Annotated in this window: 16 protein-coding genes and 1 pseudogene; 15 read left to right on the top strand and 2 right to left on the bottom strand. The window is 68.7% G+C overall.

The genetic code is table 11. The annotated features are described in order from the left end of the window. Positions 1–56: 56 nt before the first annotated feature. A complete protein-coding gene (locus QPK27_RS22855; RefSeq protein ID WP_290420473.1) occupies positions 57–509 on the bottom strand; it encodes a CBS domain-containing protein in 453 nt (150 codons plus the stop codon). Between the two features lie 229 nt (positions 510–738). Between QPK27_RS22855 and QPK27_RS22860 the strand changes: the two genes are divergently transcribed. Together QPK27_RS22860 and QPK27_RS22865 are read left to right on the top strand one after the other, a co-directional pair. Beyond that, positions 739–2,049: an O-acetylhomoserine aminocarboxypropyltransferase gene (locus QPK27_RS22860; RefSeq protein ID WP_290420474.1), complete on the top strand. Its 1,311-nt coding sequence runs from the start codon at positions 739–741 to the stop codon at positions 2,047–2,049. Positions 2,050–2,051: 2 nt separating this feature from the next. After that, entirely contained in the window at positions 2,052–2,873 is an 822-nt protein-coding gene (locus QPK27_RS22865; RefSeq protein WP_290420475.1) for an alpha/beta fold hydrolase, read from the top strand. Here QPK27_RS22865 and QPK27_RS22870 read toward each other — a convergent pair. Beyond that, positions 2,866–4,278 carry a YihY family inner membrane protein gene (locus QPK27_RS22870; protein ID WP_290420476.1) on the bottom strand — a complete coding sequence of 471 codons (1,413 nt, stop codon included), beginning with the start codon at positions 4,276–4,278 and terminating at the stop codon, positions 2,866–2,868. The genes QPK27_RS22865 and QPK27_RS22870 overlap by 8 nt on opposite strands. 80 nt (positions 4,279–4,358) lie before the next feature. Here QPK27_RS22870 and wrbA point away from each other — a divergent pair, with 80 nt between their 5' ends. From wrbA to QPK27_RS22935, 13 genes and pseudogenes are all read left to right on the top strand, one after another. Further along, positions 4,359–4,991 (top strand): NAD(P)H:quinone oxidoreductase, encoded by a 633-nt coding sequence (wrbA, locus tag QPK27_RS22875; protein ID WP_290420477.1) that lies wholly within the window; start codon positions 4,359–4,361, stop codon positions 4,989–4,991. After that, positions 4,991–5,389: a DUF2069 domain-containing protein gene (locus QPK27_RS22880; protein ID WP_290420478.1), complete on the top strand. Its 399-nt coding sequence runs from the start codon at positions 4,991–4,993 to the stop codon at positions 5,387–5,389. Before wrbA ends, QPK27_RS22880 begins: the two co-directional genes overlap by 1 nt. After that, complete coding sequence (locus QPK27_RS22885) at positions 5,382–6,803, top strand: FAD-binding oxidoreductase (RefSeq protein WP_290420479.1); 1,422 nt, start codon at positions 5,382–5,384, stop codon at positions 6,801–6,803. Before QPK27_RS22880 ends, QPK27_RS22885 begins: the two co-directional genes overlap by 8 nt. Positions 6,804–6,817: 14 nt before the next feature. Next, complete coding sequence (locus tag QPK27_RS22890) at positions 6,818–7,267, top strand: DUF4124 domain-containing protein (protein ID WP_290420480.1); 450 nt, start codon at positions 6,818–6,820, stop codon at positions 7,265–7,267. Continuing rightward, positions 7,255–9,816 (top strand): FtsX-like permease family protein, encoded by a 2,562-nt coding sequence (locus QPK27_RS22895; RefSeq protein WP_290420481.1) that lies wholly within the window; start codon positions 7,255–7,257, stop codon positions 9,814–9,816. Before QPK27_RS22890 ends, QPK27_RS22895 begins: the two co-directional genes overlap by 13 nt. Then, positions 9,816–10,898: a carotenoid 1,2-hydratase gene (locus tag QPK27_RS22900; protein ID WP_290420482.1), complete on the top strand. Its 1,083-nt coding sequence runs from the start codon at positions 9,816–9,818 to the stop codon at positions 10,896–10,898. The genes QPK27_RS22895 and QPK27_RS22900 overlap by 1 nt, the downstream gene beginning before the upstream one ends. Positions 10,899–10,944: 46 nt before the next feature. Then, positions 10,945–12,783 carry an ABC transporter transmembrane domain-containing protein gene (locus QPK27_RS22905; RefSeq protein WP_290420483.1) on the top strand — a complete coding sequence of 613 codons (1,839 nt, stop codon included), beginning with the start codon at positions 10,945–10,947 and terminating at the stop codon, positions 12,781–12,783. 176 nt (positions 12,784–12,959) lie between these two features. Further along, positions 12,960–14,747 (top strand): methyl-accepting chemotaxis protein, encoded by a 1,788-nt coding sequence (locus tag QPK27_RS22910; protein ID WP_290420484.1) that lies wholly within the window; start codon positions 12,960–12,962, stop codon positions 14,745–14,747. Beyond that, positions 14,639–15,106 (top strand): annotated as a pseudogene (locus QPK27_RS22915) (methyl-accepting chemotaxis protein); the annotation flags it as partial. The gene QPK27_RS22910 and the pseudogene QPK27_RS22915, both read left to right, overlap by 109 nt. Before the next feature lie 129 nt (positions 15,107–15,235). Next, positions 15,236–16,324, top strand: coding sequence for a low specificity L-threonine aldolase (locus QPK27_RS22920; RefSeq protein WP_290420485.1), 1,089 nt, complete (start codon positions 15,236–15,238; stop codon positions 16,322–16,324). Positions 16,325–16,378: 54 nt separating this feature from the next. Beyond that, complete coding sequence (gene thyA / locus QPK27_RS22925; protein ID WP_290420486.1) at positions 16,379–17,173, top strand: thymidylate synthase; 795 nt, start codon at positions 16,379–16,381, stop codon at positions 17,171–17,173. A 181-nt stretch (positions 17,174–17,354) separates the two neighbouring features. Then, complete coding sequence (locus tag QPK27_RS22930; protein WP_290420487.1) at positions 17,355–23,306, top strand: DUF3320 domain-containing protein; 5,952 nt, start codon at positions 17,355–17,357, stop codon at positions 23,304–23,306. An 81-nt stretch (positions 23,307–23,387) separates the two neighbouring features. Further along, positions 23,388–23,906, top strand: a complete 519-nt coding sequence (locus QPK27_RS22935) for a dihydrofolate reductase (RefSeq protein WP_290420488.1) — start codon at positions 23,388–23,390, stop codon at positions 23,904–23,906. Positions 23,907–24,055: the final 149 nt, after the last annotated feature.

Consider the following 24,055-nt stretch of genomic DNA (forward strand, 5'->3'; position numbering starts at 1 on the left):
TTGCGATGTAGGGCTTGACGGCCGAGACGGTATCTACGCGAAACCGCCTGGCCCGATCAATCCGGCGCGTTCTGCTCCGCCGGCCAGTCGCGGATATAGGCCTTGAGCATGCGGTTCTCGAAGCTTTGCGCTTCCAGCACCGCCTTGGCGACGTCGTAGAACGAGATCACGCCCAGCAGCGTGCGGGCGTTCATCACCGGGAGGTAGCGCGCGTGCTTCTCGAGCATGATGCGGCGCACTTCGTTCACCTCGGTGTCCGGCGTGACCGTGATCGGGCTGTCGTCCATGTGGCGGCGCACGGTGCCGGAACCGACCGAACCGCCGTTCGCGTGCAGCGCCTTGAGCACTTCGCGGAACGTCAGCATGCCGACCAGGTCGCCGTACTCCATCACCACCAGCGAGCCGATATCGTTCTCGGTCATGGTCATGGCCGCGTCGACCAGCGGCGTGTCCGGCGTCACGGTGTACAGGATCTCGCCCTTCACTTGCAGGATCTCGGAGACTTTCATGTTCGCCACCCCCGCTTCGTCAATGTTTTCAACACTGTTCGTGATACTGGATAATTTTGTATAAGGCATAACAACGACTGTAGCCTATGCCACGCGAAAAATCCAGCATTGCACCATACCTTTGCGCCACATCATGGTGCAGTCGTGTTTGCATCATGGTGCAGTGCAGATTGCGCAATAGTTCAACGATGCTACGATGCCGGCCATCCCAACCCTTCCAGAGCCCAGCATGAGCGGTCCCCGACTTCCCGGTTTCGACACCCTGGCCCTGCACGCCGGCGCTGCGCCCGACCCGGCTACCGGCGCGCGCGCCACGCCGATCCATTTCACCTCGTCGTACGCGTTTCGCGATGCGGACCATGCGGCCGCGCTGTTCAATATGGAGCAGGCCGGCCACGTCTACTCGCGCATCTCGAACCCGACCAACGCGGTACTGGAAGAACGCATCGCCGCGCTCGAAGGCGGGGTGGCCGGCATCGCCACCGCCAGCGGCCAGGCCGCCCTGCACCTGGCCATCACGACACTGGCCGGCGCCGGCGACCACGTCGTCGCCTCGCGCGCGCTGTACGGCGGCTCGCACAACCTGCTGGCCTACACGCTGCGCCGCTTCGGCATCGAGACCACCTTCGTCGGCCCGCGCGACATCGACGCCTGGCGCGCCGCGATCCGTCCCAACACCAAGCTGCTGTTCGGCGAAACCCTCGGCAACCCGAACCTGGACGTGCTCGACATCCCGGCGATTTCCGCGCTGGCCCACGAGCACGACCTGCCGCTGCTGGTCGACGCCACCTTCACCACGCCGTATCTGCAGCGTCCGTTCGACCTCGGCGCCGACCTGGTGTTCCACTCAGCCACCAAATTCCTGTGCGGGCACGGCACTGCGATCGGCGGGCTGCTGGTCGATGGCGGCAGCTTCGACTGGCAGGCGGCGCACGAGCGCAGCGGGCGCTTTGCCACCCTGTGCGAACCCTACGAGGGCTTCCATGGCATGGTGTTCAGCGACGAGTCGACCGTCGCCGCGTTCGCCTTGCGCGCGCGGCGCGAAGGCCTGCGCGACTTCGGCGCCGCCATGAGTCCGCACAACGCGTTCGCCATCCTGCAGGGCGTCGAGACGCTCGGCCTGCGCATGGAGCGGCACCAGGCCAACACCCGGCGCGTGGTCGAGTTCCTGCTCGCGCATCCGATGGTCGCTTCGGTCGCCTATCCCGAGCTGGCGTCGCATCCCGACCACGAACTGGCCAGGCGCATCCTGCCGCGCGGCTGCGGCGCCGTCTTCACCTTCGAGCTGAAGGGCGACCGCGCCGCCGGCCGCCGCTTCGCCGACGGCTTGCAGGTGTTCTCGCATCTGGCGAATGTGGGCGATGCGAAGTCGCTGGTGATCCATCCTGCCTCCACCACCCACTTCCGCGTCCCGCTCGAACAGCTGGCGGCGAGCGGCATCGGGCAAGGCCTGCTCCGACTGTCGGTCGGACTGGAAGATCCGGACGACCTGATCGACGACCTCAAGCGCGGCCTGAAGCTGGCGCAGAAAGGGGCTTGAGCATGCTGATCGACGTCCATGGCCAGAAAACCTGGTGCTACACCGGCGGCAAGCCATTCGATCCATCGCTGCCGGTCGTCGTGCTGATCCACGGCGCCCAGAATGACCACTCGGTATGGGCGCTTCAGAGCCGCAGCCTGGCGCATGCCGGCTTCGCCGTGCTGGCGCCCGACCTGCCCGGTCACGGCCGCAGCAGCGGACCGGCGTTGACCACGGTCGAGGCGATGGCCGACTGGCTGCTGGCCTTGCTCGACGCGGCGGACGTCGCCCGGGCCGTGCTCGCCGGCCACAGCATGGGTTCGCTGATCGCGCTGGAAGCGGCTGCGCGCGCGCCCGCGCGCGTGAGTGGCCTGGGCCTGGTCGGCACCACCTATCCGATGCGCGTCGCCGACGCCCTGCTGGAAACGGCACGCGACGACGAACCCACTGCGATCGAAATGGTGGCCAGCTGGTCGCATTCGGCCTGGCTGCCGGGGCCATCGACCGCCGGCCCCGGCACCTCGGTGGTGAACGTCGCGCGGCGCCTGATGCAGCGCATGTCGGCGCGCAATCCGGCCGGCTTGTTCCACACCGATTTCGCCGCCTGCAATGCCTACGCGAACGGCGAAGCGGCCGCCGCCGCGCTGACCTGCCCGGTCACCTTCGTACTGGGCAGGAAGGACATGATGACGCCGCCGCGCTCCACCGCGCTGCTGACCGGGGCCATCGGGCATGGCAAGGTCATCCAGGTCGACGCCGGCCACGCGATGATGGCCGAAGCGCCGGACGCGGTGCGCGCCGCCCTGCTCGACCTGGCCCGCGGCGCCAGCACGGTGCTCAGCTGACGCGCTCGTCCTGGACGGCGCCGAAGTGCGCCGCAAGGGTCTGATCGAGTCCCTGCTCGACGGTTTCCTCGACCTGGCGCGCCAGCGCCGCGCCGTCCAGCGCCAGCACGCCGTCGACGCCCTCCGCACCCGGCGCCCGATCGCGCCCCTGGCTCGCGCCGGCCGCGCAGTCGAACACGAACAGCCGGTACACGTCGGACAGCTGCAGCGCGTTCGGATCGACCAGCAGCACCCAGTGTTCGTCGCTGCCGCGCCGTGTGCGCTGCCAGCCGGCGCGCGCCGGGGCTTCGTCCAGCACCCGGCCGACCCAGCCGGCGGCCACCATCCGTTCCAGCAGTTCGCTCAACTCGTCGTAGCCGATCCGGGTATGGCGGCGGATCATGCTGCTGGTGACCAACGCCGTACCGCTCAAGCGCGCGCCGCCGTACAACACCTTGAGCACCGCCATGGCATCGATAAAGGCGCTGCCAGGCGCCGGCTGGTGCCACCAGCGCTCGTACTTGACCACCGGCAGCGCGGCGGTCAGCACCGCGCCCACCAGCGTGATCATCCAGCTCACGTACATCCAGAGCAGGAACAGCGGCAGTGCCGCCAGCGCGCCATAGATGATGGCGTAGGTCGGGAACTGGCTGATGAACAGCCCGAACACACGCTTGGCGATCTCGAACGCGATCGCCGCGCCCAGCGCGCCGACGAATGCGTCGCGCAGCGACACCCGGCGATGCGGCACGATCATGTACAGCAAGGTATAGCCACCGGTGGTCACCGCCACCGACGCCAGCGTAAAGAACAGCATGCCGAACCAGGTCGCCTCCTGTCCCAGGCCGCCGGTGGCGTCGAACACCTGGGTGGTAAAACTGATCGAGACCCCGAACAGCAGCGGGCCGAGCGTGATCAGGGCCCAGTAGACCAGGATCCGCTGCGCCAGCGGGCGCGGCTGGCGCACGCTCCAGATACGGTTGAAGGCGCGCTCGATCATGCTCATGGTGGCGCTGGTGGTGAACAGCAGCACCACCGCGCCGAGCGCCGACAGACCCTTGGCCTTGTCGGCGAACTGGGTCAGGTTGCCGCTGATCGTGCTGGCAATGGCCTTGGGCATCAGGTTCTGCACGAACCAGGCGTCGATCGCCGTGCGCAGCTGGCCAAAGGCCGGAAACATGGTGAAGATCGCCAGCACGATGGTGAGCAAGGGCACCAGGCCGAGGGTGCTGGTGAAAGTCAGGCTGCCGGCCACCTGCGGCAGCTTTTCCTCGCGCAGGCGGCGGATGGCAAAGCGCACCAGGTCGCGCAGTTCGGGCCAGGTCAGGCCGCGCCCGGGTTCGGCGCCATTGACGTACTCGGCTGCAGTGCGGGCTGCAGTGCGGGCGGTACTGCGCGACAGGTGGTCGACGGTCTTGGTCAGCATTGGGCTTTCGGTGCCCCGGCGTGGCGCAACAGGCCATCTTCGGGCATGTCATTTCAACAAACCGCTCTATAATACCAACGATGAAGCCGACCCTGACCATCCTCGTGTTGTACTACTCCCGTCATGGCGCCACGCGCAAGCTGGCCGAACTCATCGCCCAGGGCATCGACAGCGTGCCCGGGGTGGAAGCGCGCCTGCGCACCGTGCCCGCCATCTCGACCGTGACCGAGGCCACCGCGCCCGCGATTCCCCAGGAAGGCGCGCCCTACGTGGAGCCGGAAGACCTGGCCGAATGCGCCGGCCTGGCGCTCGGTTCGCCGACCCGCTTCGGCAACATGGCGTCGGCCATGAAATACTTCCTCGACGGCACCGCCACCGACTGGGTCAACGGCACCCTGGCCGGCAAGCCGGCAGTGGTGTTCGCGTCCACCGGCAGCCTGCACGGCGGCCAGGAAGCGACCCTGCTGTCGATGATGATCCCGCTGCTGCACCACGGCATGCTGATGATGGGCCTGCCGTACACCCATCCGGAACTGATGAACACCGCCAGCGGCGGCAGCCCCTACGGCGCGACCCACTGGGCCGGCGTCGACGGCAAGCGCGCCGTCACCGACGACGAGCGTACGCTGGCGATCGCGCTCGGACGCCGCCTGGCCGAGGCGGCACGCAAACTTGCAATCGAACTTGACGTGACACCGCATGGAAGTCGCTGATGGATACCGCAAAAGTCTTTCATATCGGCGCCATCACCAGCCTGATCTGGCTGATCGGCTGGCTGATCGCCTGGGAAGCCTTCGTCGCCCCGCTGCAGCCGGGTAGCTGGCTGCTGGCGCTGAAGGTGATACCGCTGCTGCTGCCGCTGCGCGGCGTGATCAAGCGCGACCTGTACACGCTGCAGTGGTCGTCGATGCTGATCCTGATCTATTTTGTCGAGGGCGTGGTGCGCGCCTGGGCCGACCAGTCCGCCGTGTCGCGCCAGATGGCGATCGGCGAGATCGCGCTGGTAGTCGTCTATTACTTCTGCGCCCTGCTCTACCTGCGTCCTTATAAAAAGGCGGCGCAGCGCATGGCCAAGGAACTGCTCGACAAGGTCAAAGTGCCGCATGGCTGACGCTGTAGCCGACAGCTTCATCGGCGCCCTGCGCGCGGCAGTCGGCCCGACCCACGTGCTGGTCGCCGAGCACGACGTCGCGCCGTTCCTGACCGACTGGCGCGGCCGCTTCACGGGCCGTGCGCGCGCGGTGGTGCTGCCGGCCGACACCGGCCAGGTGTCCGCCGTGGTGCGCGCCTGCGCCGCGGCGCGCGTGCCGATCGTGCCGCAGGGCGGCCGCACTGGCCTGGTGCTGGGCAGCGTGCCGGACGCCGGCGGCGACGCCATCGTGCTGTCGCTGCGGCGCCTGAACCGGATCCGCGCCATCGACGCGGCCAATCGCACCATGACGGTCGAGGCCGGGTGCATCCTGGCCGACGTCCAGGCTGCGGCGAGCGAGGCCGGCATGCTGTTCCCGCTGTCGCTGGCGGCCGAGGGCAGCTGCACCATCGGCGGCAACCTGTCGACCAATGCCGGCGGCACCGCCGTGCTGCGCTACGGGAACACGCGCGAGCTGTGCCTGGGACTGGAAGCCGTCACCGCCCAGGGCCAGGTCTGGGATGGCTTGCGCGGCCTTCGCAAGGACAACACGGGGTATGCGCTGCGCGACCTGCTGATTGGGGCCGAAGGCACGCTGGGCGTGATCACGGCCGCCGTCCTGAAACTGTATCCGGCGCCGCAAGCCGCGCTGACGGCCCTGGTGGCGCTGGACTCGCCGCGCCACGCGCTCGAGCTGCTCGGTCTGCTGCAGGCGCGCTGCGGCGCCGCGCTCACCGGCTTCGAGCTGATGTCGGCGTTCTGCCTGCAGCTGGTGGCGACCCATTTCCCCGATCTGCCGCGCCCGTTCGCCGCCCCGCATCCGCAGTATGCGCTGGTGGAATTATCGAGCAACGAGTCCGCCGAGCATGCGCAGGCCCTGCTCGAAGCGGCGGTCGGCGCGGCGCTGGAGAATGGCGTGGCGCGCGACGCCGTGGTCGCCACCTCGACCCAGCAGGCGCTCGGCCTGTGGCGGCTGCGCGAACACATTCCGCTGGCGCAGGCGGCGGCCGGCAAGAACATCAAGCACGACATCTCGCTGCCGGTGTCGCGCATCCCGGACTTCATCGTCCAGGCCGACGCCGCCCTGCAGGCCGCCTTCCCCGGCTGCCAGCCGGTCACCTTCGGCCACCTGGGCGACGGCAACCTGCACTACAACGTGGCGCCGCCCGGCGGCAGCGGCCACGAGGCCTTCCTCGCGCACCAGGGCGCGATCAACCGCATCGTGCACGACGCAGTGGCGGCGTTCGGCGGCTCGATCTCGGCCGAGCACGGCATCGGCGCGCTGAAACGCGAGGAACTGGCGCGCTACAAGTCGCCGGTCGAGCTGGACATGATGCGTGCCATCAAAGCCGCACTGGACCCGCTCGGCATCATGAACCCTGGCAAAATTCTTTGACCGGGAGAGTCACGATGCGCATCCTGTTCCTCTTCATTGCCTGCGTTCTGTGCCAAGCAGCCAGTGCCGGGACCATCTACAAATGCCGTGACGGCGAGCGCGTGAGCTACAGCGACCAGCCTTGCGCCGGCGCCGGCAGTACCCTGGCGGTGCCGGATGCGCCGCCGCCCGACCCGGCCACGCAGGAGCGGCTCGAACGTCAACGCGCCACGGTGCTGCAGCTGGAAAAAGGGCGCCTGACGCAAGCCACGCGCGACGAACGCGAGTTTGAACGCGCGCAGCGCACCTCGCTGGCCGAGCGCAAGCGCTGCGACCGCCTGCGCCTGCAGCGCCAGTGGGCCGATGAGGACCTGGCGCGCCAGCGCCTGGCCGGCAACGATCCAGCCAGGGCAGCGGCGGGCGAGGCGGCGCGGCTCAAGGCCAGGCGCCAGGCCGACACATTGGCGCTCGAATGCCCGGCCTGAACGTCCTGTCGCGCTGGCTGCTGCTCGGCGAATGGCGCGCCCATCCGGTGCGCGCGCTGGTGGCGATCGCCGCCATCGCGGTCGGTGTGGCGATGGGCTTCGCCATCCACCTGATCAATGCCGCCGCCTTCAACGAATTCTCGGCCGCCGTCAAAAGCCTGTCCGGACAGGCCGACATCCAGGTCGCCGGACGCGAACCGCTATTCGACGAAGCGGTCTATCCGCTGCTGGCTGCCGACCCCGACGTCGCGGTTGCGTCACCCATCCTCGAAGTCGCCGCCGGCGTGCCCGGCCAGGACGCGCCGCTGCGCGTCGTCGGCATCGACGCCCTGCGCGCCGGCTTCATCGCGCCCGACCTGATGGGCGTGCCGGGCGATGGCCGCATGCTCGACGTGCTGGCCGACGATGCGCTGTTCCTGTCGCCCGCCGCGCAAAGCTGGCTGGCCAAGTCGCGCGGCGAGCAGCTCCGCCTGCGCTCCGGCACCGCCGAGGTGGTGTTGCGCGTGGCCGGCCCGGTCCAGCGCGCCCGCGCCGGCCAGCGCCTGGCGGTGATGGACATCGGCGCCCTGCAATGGCGCTTCAACCGCCTGGGCCAGTTGTCGCGGGTCGACCTCAAGCTGCGCGACGGCGTCGACCGCGCCGCATTCCAGCGCCGTCTGGGCGCGCAGCTGGAACGCGCCTGGCCCGGCCGCTTCACGGTCGGCCAGCCGAACGACGCCGACCAGGAAAGCCGCACCGACAACATGAGCCGCGCCTACCGGGTGAACCTGACGGTGCTGGCGCTGGTGGCGCTGTTCACCGGCGCCTTCCTGGTGTTCTCGACCCAGGCGCTGTCGGTGATGCGGCGGCGCAGCCAGTTCGCGCTGCTGCGCGTGCTGGGCATGGAGCGCGCCACACTGCTGCGCCAGGTGCTGCTCGAAGGCGCCAGCCTGGGCGTGGCTGGCAGCTTATTGGGCGTGGCCAGCGGCTATGCGCTGGCCGCCGCCGCGCTGCACTTCTTCGGCGGCGACCTGGGCGCCGGTTACTTCCCGGGCATCCGGCCGCAGGTGGCGTTCACGCCCGGCGCCGCGCTGGCGTTCTTCGCACTGGGCCTGGGCGTCGCCCTGCTCGGCTGCCTGGCGCCGGCATGGGAAGCGGCGCGCGCGCGGCCGGCGGTGGCGATCAAGTCCGGCGCCGACGAAGGTGCGCTGGCGCGCCTGGCGCGGGTGTGGCCGGCCATGGTCTGCCTGGCGCTGGGCGCGGCGTTCTCGTTCGCCCCGCCCGTGTTCGAGCTGCCGCTGTTCGGGTATCTGGCGATCGCGCTGCTGCTGATCGGCGGCATCGGCCTGATGCCGCGCGCGGCCAGCATCGCCTTCCGCCTGCTGGAGCGCCTGGCCGAACGGCGTGCAGCGCGTTATCCGGTGCTGGCGCTGTCGCTGGCGCGCCTGGCCAACGCGCCCGGCCAGGCCTCGATCGCGCTGGGCGGCATCCTGGCCAGCTTCAGCCTGATGGTGGCGATGGGGATCATGGTGTCCAGCTTCCGGGTCTCGGTCGACGACTGGATGGGCCACATCCTGCCGGCCGACCTGTACGTGCGGACGGTGGATGCGGGCGGCACCGGGTATCTGAGCAGTCCCCAGCAGGCGGCGCTGGCTGCAGCGCCGGGCGTGGAGCGCATCCAGTTCCTGCGCACCCGGCGCGTGACGCTGGCCCCAAGCCGGCCGCCGGTGGTCGTGATCGCGCGCGACATCGACGCCGCCGACCCGGCGCGCCTGCTGTACCTGGTCGGCCCGAGCGCGCCGATTCCGCCCGGCGCCCGTCCGGCCTGGGTGTCCGAAGCGCTGCTCGACCTGTACGGCGCGCGCGTCGGCGGCACCCTGCGCCTGCCGCTGGGCGGCGCCCAATCCGAATTCTTCGTCGCCGGCGCCTGGCGCGACTACGCCAACCAATCCGGCTCGGTGGTGATCCAGCTGGCCGACTACCGCAAGCTCACGGGCGACGCCACCGTCACCGACGCCGCCCTGTGGAGCGCGCGTGCTCAGGGTCCCGAAGCGGGCGTCGACGCCCTCGAACAAGGCATCCGCGCGCTGCCCTTCGGCGCGGCCCTGAACCTGATGCGCCCCGGCGACATCCGCGCCGCCAGCCTCAGGATATTCGACCGCAGCTTCGCGGTCACCTACCTGCTGGAAGCGATCGCGATCGCCATCGGCCTGTCCGGCATCGCCGCCAGTTTTTCGGCCCAGACTTTGGCACGCTCGCGCGAATTCGGTATGCTGCGCCACGTCGGCGTCACGCGGCGCCAGGTGCTGCAGCTGCTGGCCTTCGAGGGCGGCCTGCTCACCTGCCTGGGCGTGCTGGCCGGTTTCGCGCTTGGCCTGGTCATCAGCCTGATCCTGGTGTACGTGGTCAACCCGCAGTCGTTCCATTGGACCATGGGCTTGCACTTGCCCTGGCCCTTGCTGGCCAGCGTCGCGGCGGTGCTGGTCGCGGCGTCGATCGCCACCGCGCTGGTCTCGGGCCGGCACGCGCTGTCCGGCGGTCCGGTACGCGCAGTCAGAGAGGATTGGTAATGCGTTTTGTCTTTGTGTTTGTTGTCCTGCTGGCCCAGCTGCTGGGCGCTTCGTTCGCGCGCGCGCAGCAGCCGGTGTACGCGCCGGTGACGCCGGGATCCGAACTCTCGTTCCCGCGCGACTACGGCGCCCATCCCGAGTTTCGCACCGAATGGTGGTACGTCACCGGCTGGGTCGACACGCCCGACAAGCGCGCGCTGGGCTTTCAGGTGACGTTCTTCCGCAGCCGCACCGGCGCGGACACCGGCAACCCGAGCGCGTTCGCGCCGCGCCAGCTGGTGATCGCGCATGCGGCGCTGTCCGATCCGGCGGTCGGGCGCCTGGTGCACGACCAGCGCAGCGCGCGCGAAGGCTTCGGCCTGGCCTGGGCGCGGCCCGGCAACACCGACCTGAAACTGGACGACTGGCGCATGGTGCGCGACGCCAGCGGCACCTACCGCGTCACGATCCGCTCCAACGAACTGACGCTGGAACTGCGCCTGAAACCCACGCAGCCGGTGCTGGTGCAGGGCCAGGGCGGCTACTCGCGCAAGGGTCCGAGCCCGCAGCTGGCCAGCTACTACTACAGCGAGCCGCACCTCGGCGTTTCGGGCAGCGTCGGACGCGCCGGCATGGCGCCGGTGGCGGTAACCGGCAGCGCCTGGCTCGATCACGAATGGTCGAGCGAGGTGCTGCAGCCGGACGCCGCCGGCTGGGACTGGGTCGGCGCCAACCTGGACGACGGCGGCGCGCTGATGGCATTCCGGATAAGAAGCAAGGGAGGTGATAAACTATGGGGGCACGCCACGGTGCGCGACGCCGCCGGACGCGTGACGCACCATGGACCCGAGGCGGTCGACTTCACCCCGCACACGCAGTGGAAGTCGCCCCGCACCGGCGCCACCTATCCCGTCGGCGCCACGATCAGCACCGGCGCCCAGCGCTGGCGCATCGTGCCGCTGCAGCCCGACCAGGAGCTCGATTCGCGCCGCTCGACCGGCGCGGTCTACTGGGAAGGCGCGGTCACCGTCGAGCAGGGCGGGCGCCGCGTCGGCCGCGGCTACCTCGAGATGACGGGCTACGTGCAGGCGATGAAACTATAAGCGGCCGCGCGCCGCCCACGACCAGCAACACGATCACCAACACCAGATGACCACCCGCTCCACCAGATCCACCGATATCGACCCCGACGCCGCATCGCGCAAAGGCAGCCTGGCCACGCTGCGCGGCCTGGCGCCGTTCCTGCGCCCCTACCGCCGCCAGTTCGTCCTGGCCGGCATCGCGCTGCTGTTCGCGGCCGGCGCCACGCTGGCGATCCCCGCCGCGTTCAAGAAGATGATCGACCTCGGCTTCGGCGCGGCCGCCGGTGCCGGTGCCACATCGGGCATCGAGCACGTCGACGCCACCTTCGCCGCCCTGTTCGGCGTGGCCGCGGTGCTGGCCGTGGCCACCGCCGCCCGTTTCTACATGGTGTCGTGGCTGGGCGAACGCGTCACCGCCGACATCCGCAGCGCCGTGTACCGCCACGTGGTGCACCAGAGCCCCGCCTTCTTCGAGACCACGCGCACCGGCGAAGTGCTGTCGCGCCTGACCACCGACACCACCCTGATCCAGGCCGTGGTCGGCACCAGCATCTCGCTGGCGCTGCGCAACACGCTGCTTTTCTCCGGCGGCCTGGTGATGCTGTTCGTGACCAGCCCGCGCCTGACTTCGATCATCCTGGGCCTCCTGGTGCTGGTGGTGCTGCCGATCGTGCTGTTCGGCCGCCGCGTGCGCAAGCTCTCGCGCGATTCGCAAGACCGCATCGCCGACGCCTCGGCGGTGGCGGGCGAGATCCTGAACGCGATGCCGACGGTGCAGGCGTTTACGCGCGAAGGCCATGAGGCGGGCCGCTTCGGCGCCTCGGTCGACAGCGCCTTCGCCACCGCGATCCGCCGCATCCGCGCGCGCGCCACGCTCACCATGCTGGCCATCGTGCTGGTGTTCGGCGCCATCGTGTTCGTGCTGTGGCTGGGCGCGCACGCGGTGCTGGCCGGGACCATGACCGGCGGCGACCTGGGACAATTCATCCTGTACGCCGGCATCGTGGCCGGCTCGGTCGGCGCACTCTCCGAAGTGATGGGCGACGCCCAGCGCGCGGCCGGCGCCACCGAGCGCCTGCTGGAACTGCTGGCGGCGCGTTCCAGCATCCAGGATCCACTGCAGCCGAAGGCGCTTCCTGCCCGCACCGCCAACGGCGCCCGCGTGACCCTGGACCAGGTCACCTTCGCCTACCCTTCGCGCCTGGACAGCGCCTCGCTGTCGCACCTGTCGCTCGACATCCGCCCCGGCGAGACGGTGGCCGTGGTCGGCCCCTCGGGCGCCGGCAAGACGACGCTGTTCCAGCTGCTGCTGCGCTTCTACGATCCGCAAGCCGGCAGCATCGCGCTCGACGGCGTCGACCTGCGCGACCTGGCGCTGCACACGCTGCGCGGCGCGGTCGGCATCGTGCCGCAGGATACGGTGATCTTTTCCAGCAGCGCGCTGGAGAACATCCGCTACGGCCGTCCCGAGGCCAGCGACGAGGAAGTGGTCGCCGCCGCGCGCCTGGCCGCGGCGCACGAATTCATCGAGCGCCTGCCGGAAGGCTATGCCTCGTTCCTGGGCGAGCGCGGCGTGCGCCTGTCGGGCGGCCAGCGCCAGCGCATCGCGATCGCGCGCGCCCTGCTCAAGAACCCGCCGCTGCTGCTGCTCGACGAAGCGACCAGCGCGCTGGACGCCGAGTCCGAACGCCTGGTGCAGCGCGCGCTGGAAGCGGCGATGGTCGGCCGCACCACCATCATCATCGCCCACCGCCTGGCCACCGTCCAGCGTGCCGACCGCATCGTGGTGCTGGACGAAGGCCGCATCGTCGAATCGGGCACCCATGCCGAACTGGTGGCGCTCGGCGGCGTATACGCCAACCTGGCGGCGCTGCAGTTCCAGACTCATGCGCCAGTTGCTGCCTGACCAACACCTCTGTACAAAAGTATTGCCTACGTAACATTACGTAGGCAATCGTACGAGTACGTACAGAGTGTTGCGCCAAGTGCCTAAACACGTACCAAAAATCACTAATTATTGCTTGTCGAAAAGTTTGCAAGGTATGATTCGAGGTTATATCTCCTCCCTCACTCAAACCTTACATGACCAATAACAAACTTCACCCAGCCAACTGGGGTGTCGGCACGCGGATCAGCGCAGTCACGTTCGCACTTGCGGGTGCGATCATTGCCATCCTGATCGCCACCATCACGATGTCGACGTCCAGCATGCTCGAGCAACGTGCGATGCAGAGCGTGAGCAGCGAATTGAACGGCGTCGTCAATACGGTCGAGCTGTTCAACAAGACAGTGAACAGCCAGGCGGTGAGTTTTGGGCGTATTTTCCGCGCCGGCCTGACGGGCGAATTCGCGTTGGATGAAGCGGCAACCGTCGATGTCGGCGGGCGCCAGGTGCCAACCCTGAGCGTGGGCGGCAAAGCCCTGAACCTGGACTTCAGTGCCCCCGACGCATTCACTGAACGCACCGGCGGCAACGCTACCGTCTTCGCCGCGGCCGGCGACGACTTCGTGCGCGTGACCACCTCGGTCAAGAAGGAAAACGGCGAACGCGCCATCGGCACCGCCCTCGACAAGACCTCGCCCGCCTACGCCGCCCTGCGCGAAGGCCGTACCTATGTCGGCCTGGCCACGCTGTTCGGCAAGCAGTTCATCACCCAGTACGAGCCGGTGCGCGGCGCCGGCGGCAAGGTGGTCGGCGCGCTGTACGTGGGCGTCGACATCACCAGGGACATCGCCTACCTCAAGGAACGCATCCGCTCGGTGAAGATCGGCGATACCGGCTACTTCTTCGTGCTGTCCGCAGTGCCGGGCAAGACCTATGGCGAGCTGCTGGTGCACCCGGTCAAGGAAGGCGACAACATCCTCGAGAGCAAATCGGCCGACGGCCATTTCTTCATCAAGAAGATGCTGGAAAAGAAGAACGGCACCGTCAGCTATGACTGGAAGAACCCGGGCGAGAGCGTGGAGCGCCGCAAGTTCGCCGCCTACGCCCACATGAAGGACTGGAACTGGGTCATCGCCGGCGGCACCTACAACGAAGAAATCACCGCCGCCGCATCGGCGCTGCGCAACCGCTTCATCGTGCTCGGCCTGCTGGCCCTGGCCGTGCTGGCGTCCGTCCTGTACTTCCTGGTGCGCGCCACCGTCACCCGTCCGCTGGCCGAAGTCCAGGGCGTGGCGATGCGCATCGCCGATGGCGACCTGACCGCGCAAGTGGCCACCCGCCGCGGCGACGAGATCGGCCAGCTGACCGCCGCCATCAACACCATCGGCGCGCGCCTGTCGGGCGTGGTCGGCCAGGTGCGCAACGGCGCCGAGCAGATCGCCAACGCCTCGCAGGAAATCTCGACCGGCAACCTGGACCTGTGCCAGCGCACCGAAGAGCAGGCCGCGAGCCTGGCCACCACCGCCTCGTCGATGGACCAGCTGACCACCACCGTGCGCCAGAACGCCGACAACGCGCGCCAGGCCAACGAACTGGCACGCAGCGCCTCGAACGTGGCCCAGAAAGGCGGCGACACGGTGTCGCAGGTGGTCACGCGCATGGACTCGATCACGCAGGCGTCGCGCAAGATCTCGGACATCACCGGCGTCATCGACGGCATCGCCTTCCAGACCAACATCCTGGCGCTGAACGCCGCGGTCGAAGCCGCGCGTGCCGGTGAACAGGGCCGCGGCTTCGCGGTGGTCGCCAACGAAGTGCGCAGCCTGGCGCAGCGCTGCGCCGCGGCGGCCAAGGAAATCAAGGCCCTGATCGANTCGAAGCCGCGCGTGCCGGTGAACAGGGCCGCGGCTTCGCGGTGGTCGCCAACGAAGTGCGCAGCCTGGCGCAGCGCTGCGCCGCGGCGGCCAAGGAAATCAAGGCCCTGATCGAAGCCTCGAACGGCGAAGTCGACGCCGGCAGCCGCCTGGTGAGCGAAGCCGGGACCACGATGCAGGAAGTGCTGGCCAGCGTGCAGCGCGTGACCGACATCATGGCCGACATCAGCGCCGCCAGCCAGGAGCAGACCCAGGGCATCGAGGAAGTCAACCGCGCGGTGGTCGAGATGGACACCACCACGCAGCAGAACGCGGCGCTGGTGGAAGAAGCCAGCGCGGCGGCGCAGGCGATGCACGAGCAGGCCGATTCGCTGGCGCGCTCGGTGCGTCAGTTCCGGATCGCCGATCATGGCGAAGGCGCACCTGCGGCGCTGGAAGCCAAGCGTCGTCCCGCGTTGACGCAGGGTTGATTGCTTGATATGCGGCCGCCGGCGTTGCTCTGCCAACGCCGGCGGCTGCACGAAAGCTGCATTACCCCTCCACCTTTCCCTCCCCGGCTCCCCAGTGTAGAGTAACCACCTCACACTCAGGAGCGCATTTTGTCCGACCCCGACCTGCAGCGCCGCTGCCACACGATCTTCCCCGGCCATCGCCCACGCCGACCGGCCGAGATGTTTGCCGCCATGGCCAATTGGTGCGAGCAGCACGACGTCGACCACGACGTCTACGGCAACGGCGCCCTGATCCAGGCCTTCGAAGCGAAGGTCGCGCAGTTGCTCGGCTTCGAAGCCGCCGTATTCTGCATCAGCGGCACCATGACCCAGGTCACTGCCCTGCGCCTGGCCTGCGACGACCGCCGCAGCCGGCTGGTCGCACTGCACCCGACCTCGCACATCTTCGTGCACGAACGCGGCAACCACCAGCTGCTCGACCACTTCCAGGCGCTGCCGACGGGTGACCGTCATCGCCCGTGGACGATTGCCGACCTGGCCGCCATCCCGGACCGCCTCGGCGCCGTCGGCCTCGAAATTCCGATGCGCGAGATCGGCGGGCAGCTCTCGACCTGGGAAGAACTGGAAGCGATCAAGGAACACTGCCGCGCGCGCGGCGCCCACCTGCACATGGACGGCGCGCGCCTGTGGGAGGCCGCCGCCGGCTACGGCCGTCCGGTTTCCGAGATCGCGGCCGGCTTCGATTCGGTCTACGTTTCGCTGTACAAAGGCATCGGCGGCCTGGGCGGCGCCATGCTGGCGGGTAGCCATGACTTTGTCGCACGCGGCGCGGAATGGTTCCGGCGCCAGGGCGGCAACGTGATCCATCGATCGCCCTACGTAGTGGCCGCCGCCATGCAGTTCGACGGGCGCATCGCGGCCATGCCGGACTACTTCCGCCGCACCGAATTCCTGTATGACGCGCTGCGCGCGCATCCGCAACTGCGCGTCAACCCGGCCGCGCCACAGGCCAACATGCTGCACCTGCACCTGCCGGTGAGCCGCGAACGCGCGCTGGCGGTGCGCGACACGCTGGCGCGCGAGCACGGCATCTGGATGTTCAACCGCGCCGTGCACGGCGCGCTGCCGCAATCCAGCGTGGTCGAGATCTACGTCGGCGAGAACCTGGTGGCGATGTCCGACGACATCCTGCGCGAGGCGCTGCGCCTGTTCGTGCAGCTCCTGCTCGGTGACTGATCGACAATGATAAAATGGCGCGCTGTTTCACATCAGTTTCATCCACTTACCGCAATGCGCCAATATCTCGAATTCATGCGCCATGTAAAAGAGCATGGCGCCGTCAAGACCGACCGCACCGGCACCGGCACCCGCTCGGTGTTCGGCTACCAGATGCGATTCGACCTGCAGCAGGGCTTTCCGCTCCTGACCACCAAGAAGGTGCATCTGAAGTCGATCATCCATGAACTGATCTGGTTCCTGCAGGGCTCGACCAACATCGCCTATCTGAAGGAAAACGGCGTCTCCATCTGGGACGAGTGGGCCGACGCCGAGGGCAATCTGGGCCCGATCTACGGCTACCAGTGGCGCAACTGGCCGGCGCCGAACGGCGATCACATCGACCAGATCAGCCAGGTGCTGGACCAGATCCGCAACACGCCCGATTCGCGCCGCATGATCGTCTCCGCCTGGAACGTGGCCGACGTGCCGTCCATGAAGCTGCCGCCGTGCCATGCGCTGTTCCAGTTCTACGTTGCCGACGGCAAGCTGTCGTGCCAGCTATACCAGCGCAGCGCCGATATCTTCCTCGGCGTGCCGTTCAACATCGCCTCGTACGCGATCCTGACCCACATGATGGCGCAGCAGGCGGGCCTGGAAGTCGGCGACTTCGTCTGGACCGGCGGCGACTGCCACCTGTATTCGAACCACATGGAACAGGTCGACCTGCAGCTGTCGCGCGACACGCGCGAACTGCCACGCCTCGTCCTCAAGCGCAAGCCCGATTCGCTGTTCGACTACCGCTTCGAGGACTTCGAGATCGAAGGCTACGACCCGCATCCGGGCATCAAGGCGCCGGTCGCAGTCTGACGCAGATGGCACCAAGCGGGACGCATACACGCTGTCCCGCTTGAACACGGGCTCGCGCTCCATTCGTCCTGCGCAAACGGGCCGATCTTTGGTATGCTGATGACAGCATGACCACACCCCACATCTTCTTCCCCATTCCTATCGGCCCGCTTGCGGGTCATTGTTTTTTCAGGACACCGACATGACCCCGGACCCGCTCGCGCAACCCTCGCAACCCGAGGCGGCGGACCCATTGCCGCAGGCGTCGCCGCGGCAGCTGACGCTGACGATCGAGGCCGACCCGACCACCGGCTACGCCGCGATCCAGAACAACCTGCCCGTCATGCGCACCGTCGCCCTCGTCAACACCGGGGCGACCGCGCTCCTGGATGTCGAACTGACCCTCGACTGCACTCCGGCGTTTGCCACCGGCGAACGGATCCGCTTCGAGCGCATCGAGGCGGGCGAGACGCGCACCATCTCGCCGGTCGACCTGAAAGCCGACCATGGCTACCTGTCCGGGCTCGACGAGGCAGAGCATGCGAATTTGCAGGCGACCGCGCGCGTCGACGGCGTCATCGTCGGCAGCGCCACGCGCCCGATCGAGGTGCTGGCCTACGACCAGTGGCCGGGCATGCGCGCCCTGCCCGAACTGCTGGCCGCCTTCTGCATGCCCAATTCGCCGGTGGTCGACCGCCTGCTGGCCAAGGCCTCCAACCTGCTGCGCGGAATTGACCAGCAGGCGCCCGGCCTCGCGCTGAGCGGCTACCAGACCCGCAACCGCGAGCACGTGTGGAAGCAGGTCTCCAGCATCTACAGCACGGTCGCGGGCGAAGAGCTGCACTATTCGAACCCGCCGGCGTCGTTCGGCAACGGCCAGAAGATCCGCACCCCGGAACGCATCCTCGATGGACGCATCGCCACCTGCCTCGACCTGGCCATGCTGTTCGCATCCTGTCTCGAGCAAAGCGGCCTGCACCCGGTGGTGCTGTTCAAGGAAGGCCACGCCTGGGTTGGCGTGTGGCTGGTCGAGCAATCGTTCCCGACCGGCTGCGTCGACGACGTGCAGGCGGTGAGGAAGCGCGTCGCTTCGGGCGAATTCCTGGTATTCGAAACCACCATGGCGACCCAGGCCCGGCACGTCAGCCTGCGCGCGGCCTGCGCCGCCGGCGACGCCCACCTGGCCGATGCCGCCGCCTTCGTGTGCGCGATCGACATCCGCCGCGCGCGCGAACTGCAGGTGCGCCCGCTGCCCTCGCGCGCCGCGCCGGGCACCGTCGCCCTGCCCGAACTCGACACGCTCGCACCAAAAGTCGAGGAGATGCCGGCGCTGCCGCCGCTCGACCCGGCCGCCCTGCCCAGCCGCGACGCCGGCACGCCCGACACGCCCGAAGGACGCCTGGCCAAGTGGAAGAGCCGCCTGCTCGACCTCACGCTGCGCAACCGCCTCCTCAACTTCAAGCCGTCCAAGACCACGCTGCGCGTGCTATGCCCGGACCTGGCGATGTTCGAGGACGCACTGGCCGAGGGCAAGGACTTCAAGCTGCGCGCCGCCCCGCAACTGATGACTGGCGCAGTGACACTCGATGCGCGCGACGCAGCCACCTACACCGCGCGCAATGCCGTCCATCCGCTCGACGCGCTGGCGTTCGATGCACTGAAGCGCGGCGAGATCATCGCCGACGTCGCCGAGGAGGCGCTCGACGCGCGCCTGCTCGACATCTTCCGCACTGCCTCGACCGGCCTGGAAGAAGGAGGCGCCAACACCCTGTACCTGGCGTTCGGCTTCCTGCAATGGAAAGAGGAACCGAGCGCCGAGACCATGCTGCTGGCGCCGATCCTGCTGGTGCCGGTCACGCTCACGCGCCAGTCGGTGCGCAGCGGTTTTCGCCTGACCCGGCACGACGATGACGCCCTGGTCAATCCGACGCTGCTGCAAAAGCTGGCCCAGGACTTCAGCCTCAGGCTGCCGTCGTTCGACGTGCTGCCGGTGGACGACAAGGGCCTCGACGTCGGCCTCATCCTGCAGACCTTCCGCCTGCACGTGGGCGACATCGCCGGATGGGAAGTCCGGGACACCGTGGAACTGGGCATCTTCTCGTTCACCAAATACCTGATGTGGAAGGACCTGCAGGACCGCCAGCAGCAGCTGATGCAGAACGACGTGGTGGCGCACCTGATCAACAATCCCGGCCAGGCCTTCGCCAGCGAGGGCATCGGCTTCGAGCCGCGCACGCTGGACGACACTTTCCGACCGCAGGAACTGTTCGCGCCGATGCTGTCCGACTCGTCGCAGTTGCGCGCGATCTGCGCCGCCAGCGGCGGCAAGAACCTGGTGATCGAAGGCCCGCCCGGCACCGGCAAGAGCCAGACCATCACCAACCTGATCACGCACCTGCTGGCGACCGGCCGCAGCGTGCTGTTCGTGTCCGAAAAGATGGCCGCGCTGGAGGTGGTGCACCGGCGCCTGTCCGGCATCGGCCTGGGCGCGTTCTGCCTGGAGCTGCATTCGTCCAAGGCGCGCAAGGCCGACGTGCTCAAGCAGCTCGGCACTGCGCTCGACGCGGCCGGCGAGCGCGGCGTGCGCGAATGGGAGCGCGAGGCCGAGCGGCTGTGGGCATTGCGCCAGGACCTGAACGGCGTGGCGTCCGCCCTGCACCGCATCTACGACAACGATCTCACCGTGTACGAGGCGATCGGCGCCACGGTCGCGCACCGCGACTGGCAGCCGGCCACGATGGCCTTCGGTCGCCACGACGCGCACACCCGCGCTGAACTCGAGCACCTGCGCGAAACCTGCCGCCGCATGGCGACCCTGGCCGGACGGCTCGACCTTCTGGCCGGCCATCCGTTGGCTGCCATCGGCTGGCGCAACTGGACCCCGGCGTGGGAACAGCAACTGCTGCAAGCCGCTGCTGCGCTGGAAACCTCGACCGCGCAGCTGCAGGACGCCGCGGCCCGGTATTTCAGCCTGCTCGACCTCGACCACGGCAGCTTGTCGCACGCGGATCTGGCGATCCTGGACGAACTGGCGGACATCCTGCTGGCGGCGCCGCGCATGCCGGCCGGCGTCGCCCGCGCCGCCCACGATGAGGCGGCCCGCGCGCGCCTGGCCACGCTGGCGCGCCACGGCGCAGCGCGCGCCGCCGCATGGAACACACTCGGCGGCGCTTACCGCGACGACTTCGCATCGCTGGACGCTGGCGCCCTGCGCCAGGAATGGGCGGCAGCGCAGCAGGCCTGGTGGCCCAAGAAATGGTTCGCCCAGCGCGCATTCACGGCGCGACTGCGCGCTTGCCGGGCTGACGGCGCCGCGGTCGCGCCAGACGCCGTGCCGGGCGTGCTGGATGCGCTGGCGGTGGTCAATACCGAAGACCGTGCCCTCGACCGCATGGCGGGCGAGGCGCGCGAACTGCTGCAGGATGATTTCAGCGGCCACGGCACCGACTGGAGCGCGGTCGACGACGCCGGCCTGTGGGCCGGCCGCTTCGCCGATGCCGTGCAACGCCTGGCCGGCGCCGACGTCGAATTGCTGGTTGCATTGCAGGCGCGTCTGGCGCCCATGGTGGCCGAGCGGCGCGCGCAGCTCAAGCCGGGCATGGCCGCGGCCAGCGTGATGCTGGCCTACCGCAACGCCTGGCGCACGTTCGAAGAACGCAGGGATGCGGTCGAACGTCTGGCCGCCAGCGATTCCCTCGCGGCTGGAACGATGGGCGTCGCCGGCTTCCTGGCACGCCTGCAGGCGACGCTGCAGGGCTGGCGCATGCACGCGCGCCAGTTGCAGCCCTGGTGCCTGTGGCAAGGCGCGCGCCAGCACGCCAGCGAACAAGGCTTGAACGGCATCGTCGATGCGCTGGAAGCCGGCCGCGCGCCACTGGCGCAGGTCGCCGAATACTTCGAATTCAGCTACCGCACCTGGTGGCTGCGCGAAGTGATCGGCGCCGAGCCGGTGCTGCGCACCTTCTCCAGCGCCGACCATGAACGCAAGATCGACGAGTTCCGCGCCGCCGACGCGCGGTTCCAGAAGCTCACCGAACAGTACGTGGCGGCCCGGCTGGCGGCCCAGGTGCCGGCCAGCGGCGGCCTGGCGCCGAGCGCCGATTCCGAAATGGGCAAGCTGCGGCGCGAGCTGCAGAAGCAGAAGCGCCACATGCCGATCCGCCAGCTGGTGCAGAACCTGCCGACGCTGATGCCGAAGCTCAAACCCTGCCTGTTGATGTCGCCGCTGTCGGTGGCCCAGTATCTGGACGCGAATCACGCCCAGTTCGACGTGGTGATCTTCGACGAAGCCTCGCAGATCCCGGTGTGGGATGCGGTCGGCGCGATCGCGCGCGGGCGCCAGCTGGTGTGCGTCGGCGACACCAAACAGCTGCCGCCGACCAGCTTCTTCAACCGTGGCGACAGCGACGATGGCGACGGGGAAGGCGGCGATCTGCAAGACCTGGAAAGCATCCTCGACGAAGCCCTGAGCATCGGCCTGCCCAAGCTCACGCTGCAGTGGCACTACCGCAGCCGCCACGAAAGCCTGATCGCCTTCAGCAACGCGACCTATTACGAGAACGCCCTGATCACGTTCCCGTCGCCGTTCACCGAAGACACCGGCGTGCGCTTCCAGCGCGTGCAGGGCGTGTACGACCGCGGCGGTTCGCGCTCGAACCGCGCCGAGGCCGAGGCGATCGTGCGCGCAGTCGAATCGCATTACCTCGATCTGGTCCAGCGCAGGCGCAGCATCGGCGTCGTCACCTTCAACCAGGCGCAGCAAAGCCTGATCGAACGCATGCTGGACGAGCGGCGGCGCGCCGTGCCGCAGCTGGACGCGGCGCTGGCCCAGGCCACGCAGGAACCGCTGTTCATCAAGAACCTGGAGAACGTGCAAGGCGACGAACGCGACGTGATCTACTTCTCGATCACCTACGGCCCCGATGCGGCCGGCAAGGTAAGCCTGAACTTCGGACCGCTCAATCTCGACGGCGGCCACCGCCGCCTGAACGTGGCGATCTCGCGCGCGCGCCAGAACGTGGTCATCTTCAGCACCCTGCTGCCGGAACAGATCGACCTGTCGCGCGTGCGCGCCAGCGGCGTGCGCGACCTGAAGCACTACCTGGAATTCGCGATCCGCGGGCCGCGCGCGCTGCTCGAGCAGAGCGTGCCGACCGGGCGCGAGCCGGACAGCCCGTTCGAGGCGCAAGTCATCCAGCTGCTGCGCCAGAGCGGCTGGGAGGCGCACCCGCAGGTCGGCGTGTCGGGCTACCGCATCGACATCGGCGTGGTCGACCCGCGCGCGCCGGGCCGCTATCTGCTCGGCGTCGAATGCGACGGCGCCAGCTACCATTCCGGCGCCACCGCGCGCGACCGCGACCGCCTGCGCCAGCATGTGCTGGAGGGCCTGGGCTGGGAGCTGCACCGGATCTGGTCGACCGACTGGTGGCTCGATCCGGACGCGCCGGCGCGGCGCCTGCTGGCGCGCCTTGACCACCTGGCCAGCCTGCCGTTGGAGCAGGAACAGGAACAGGAGCAGGCGCCGGTCGAGCAGATCGTCGAGCCCGAGCCGGCGCCTGCCGCGACTCCGGCCGAAGAACCGCCCGCACCGGCTCAGCCATCGAGCCTACCTACCTACCGCGTCACGCCGCTCGAGCGTGGCGACCCGGACCAGTTCCACGAGCGCGCCGCGCTGGCCACGCTGCGCGCCCAGCTGGTCAACACGATCCAGCTCGAAGGGCCGGTCATGCAGGAGCTGCTGTTCCGCCGCGTGTCCCGGGCCTGGGGCCTGACGCGCATGACGCGCCGCACCGAAGCGCTTTTGAGCCGCCTCGCGCCCTACCCGGCGCGTGTCGGCACGGACGGCATGAGCATCTATTGGCCGCGTGACGTCGACCCGACGCTGTGGGATGGCTTCCGGGTCCCGTCGGACGAGCCGGAATCGCGTCGTGCGATCGACGACATCAGCCTGGAAGAACTGGGCAATGCCGCCGTCTACATCCTGTCGCAGCAAGGCGGCACGGCGCTCGACAGCCTGGCGCGCGCCGTATGCCGGCTGTTCGGCATCGCCCGCACCACGGCCGACGCCGAAGCACGCATCGTCAGCGCCCTCGCGACCGGCCGCGCCGCCGCCTGCGTCACGGTCGACAACGGCGTCGCGCGCTGCAACGCCTGAGCGTCATGCGCCACCGTCCCGGCTTGACACCGGGACGGTGAACGGCCACCATGCGCTGCTTTCATTGATACGGAGTCCGGCATGTCCACGCAGATCGCACAACTTACCCTGGTCGTCGCCGTCGATGCGCAGAACGGCATCGGCATCGACAACCAGCTGCCGTGGCACCTGCCCGAAGACCTGGCGCACTTCAAGCGCGTCACGCTCGGCAAGCCGGTGATCATGGGCCGCAAGACCTTCGACTCGATCGGACGCCCGCTGCCGAAGCGCCGCAACATCGTCGTCACCCGCAACGCCGGGTGGTCGCACGAGGGCGTGGACAGCGCGGCGTCGCTGGACGCCGCGATCGACCTGCTCGGCGGCGAGCCGGCCAGCATCATCGGCGGCGCCCAGGTCTTCCATGAGGCGATGGCGCTGGCCGACAGCATGATCGTCACCCACATCGCCCACGTCTTCGAATGCGATACGTTCTTCCCGCCGATCGACCCGGCCGTATGGGTCGAAACCGCACGTGAAAGCCATCAGGATGCGGCGCAGGGCTTCGCTTACGCCTTCGTCACCTACGTGCGCAAGGACGCCGGCGCGGCCGCATCGAGCTAAAGTGCGCCGCCGATCGCGTTCTGTGGCTAAGCTGGCAAAATAATTGCACCGGAGTCCGCGATTTCTGCGAAAATCCGCTTCTCATTTTTACCCGGTGCCGTGCGGCGGCCGGGCCAGTGCCGGCCGGACCGGCGCCGGCCGGCCGCCGA

The organism is Massilia sp. YIM B02443 (genome assembly GCF_030411955.1).
GTDB lineage: Bacteria > Pseudomonadota > Gammaproteobacteria > Burkholderiales > Burkholderiaceae_D > Telluria.

Excerpts from the sequence above, each read along its gene's own strand:
- QPK27_RS22905 (WP_290420483.1), top strand. The coding sequence starts at position 10,945 with ATGACCACCCGCTCCACCAGATCCACCGATATCGACCCCGACGCCGCA.
- QPK27_RS22930 (WP_290420487.1), top strand. The coding sequence starts at position 17,355 with ATGACCCCGGACCCGCTCGCGCAACCCTCGCAACCCGAGGCGGCGGAC.
- QPK27_RS22900 (WP_290420482.1), top strand. The coding sequence starts at position 9,816 with ATGCGTTTTGTCTTTGTGTTTGTTGTCCTGCTGGCCCAGCTGCTGGGC.
- QPK27_RS22895 (WP_290420481.1), top strand. The coding sequence starts at position 7,255 with ATGCCCGGCCTGAACGTCCTGTCGCGCTGGCTGCTGCTCGGCGAATGG.
- QPK27_RS22890 (WP_290420480.1), top strand. The coding sequence starts at position 6,818 with ATGCGCATCCTGTTCCTCTTCATTGCCTGCGTTCTGTGCCAAGCAGCC.
- QPK27_RS22885 (WP_290420479.1), top strand. The coding sequence starts at position 5,382 with ATGGCTGACGCTGTAGCCGACAGCTTCATCGGCGCCCTGCGCGCGGCA.
- QPK27_RS22880 (WP_290420478.1), top strand. The coding sequence starts at position 4,991 with ATGGATACCGCAAAAGTCTTTCATATCGGCGCCATCACCAGCCTGATC.
- QPK27_RS22935 (WP_290420488.1), top strand. The coding sequence starts at position 23,388 with ATGTCCACGCAGATCGCACAACTTACCCTGGTCGTCGCCGTCGATGCG.
- wrbA (WP_290420477.1), top strand. The coding sequence starts at position 4,359 with ATGAAGCCGACCCTGACCATCCTCGTGTTGTACTACTCCCGTCATGGC.
- QPK27_RS22870 (WP_290420476.1), bottom strand. The coding sequence starts at position 4,278 with ATGCTGACCAAGACCGTCGACCACCTGTCGCGCAGTACCGCCCGCACT.
- thyA (WP_290420486.1), top strand. The coding sequence starts at position 16,379 with ATGCGCCAATATCTCGAATTCATGCGCCATGTAAAAGAGCATGGCGCC.
- QPK27_RS22860 (WP_290420474.1), top strand. The coding sequence starts at position 739 with ATGAGCGGTCCCCGACTTCCCGGTTTCGACACCCTGGCCCTGCACGCC.
- QPK27_RS22855 (WP_290420473.1), bottom strand. The coding sequence starts at position 509 with ATGAAAGTCTCCGAGATCCTGCAAGTGAAGGGCGAGATCCTGTACACC.
- QPK27_RS22865 (WP_290420475.1), top strand. The coding sequence starts at position 2,052 with ATGCTGATCGACGTCCATGGCCAGAAAACCTGGTGCTACACCGGCGGC.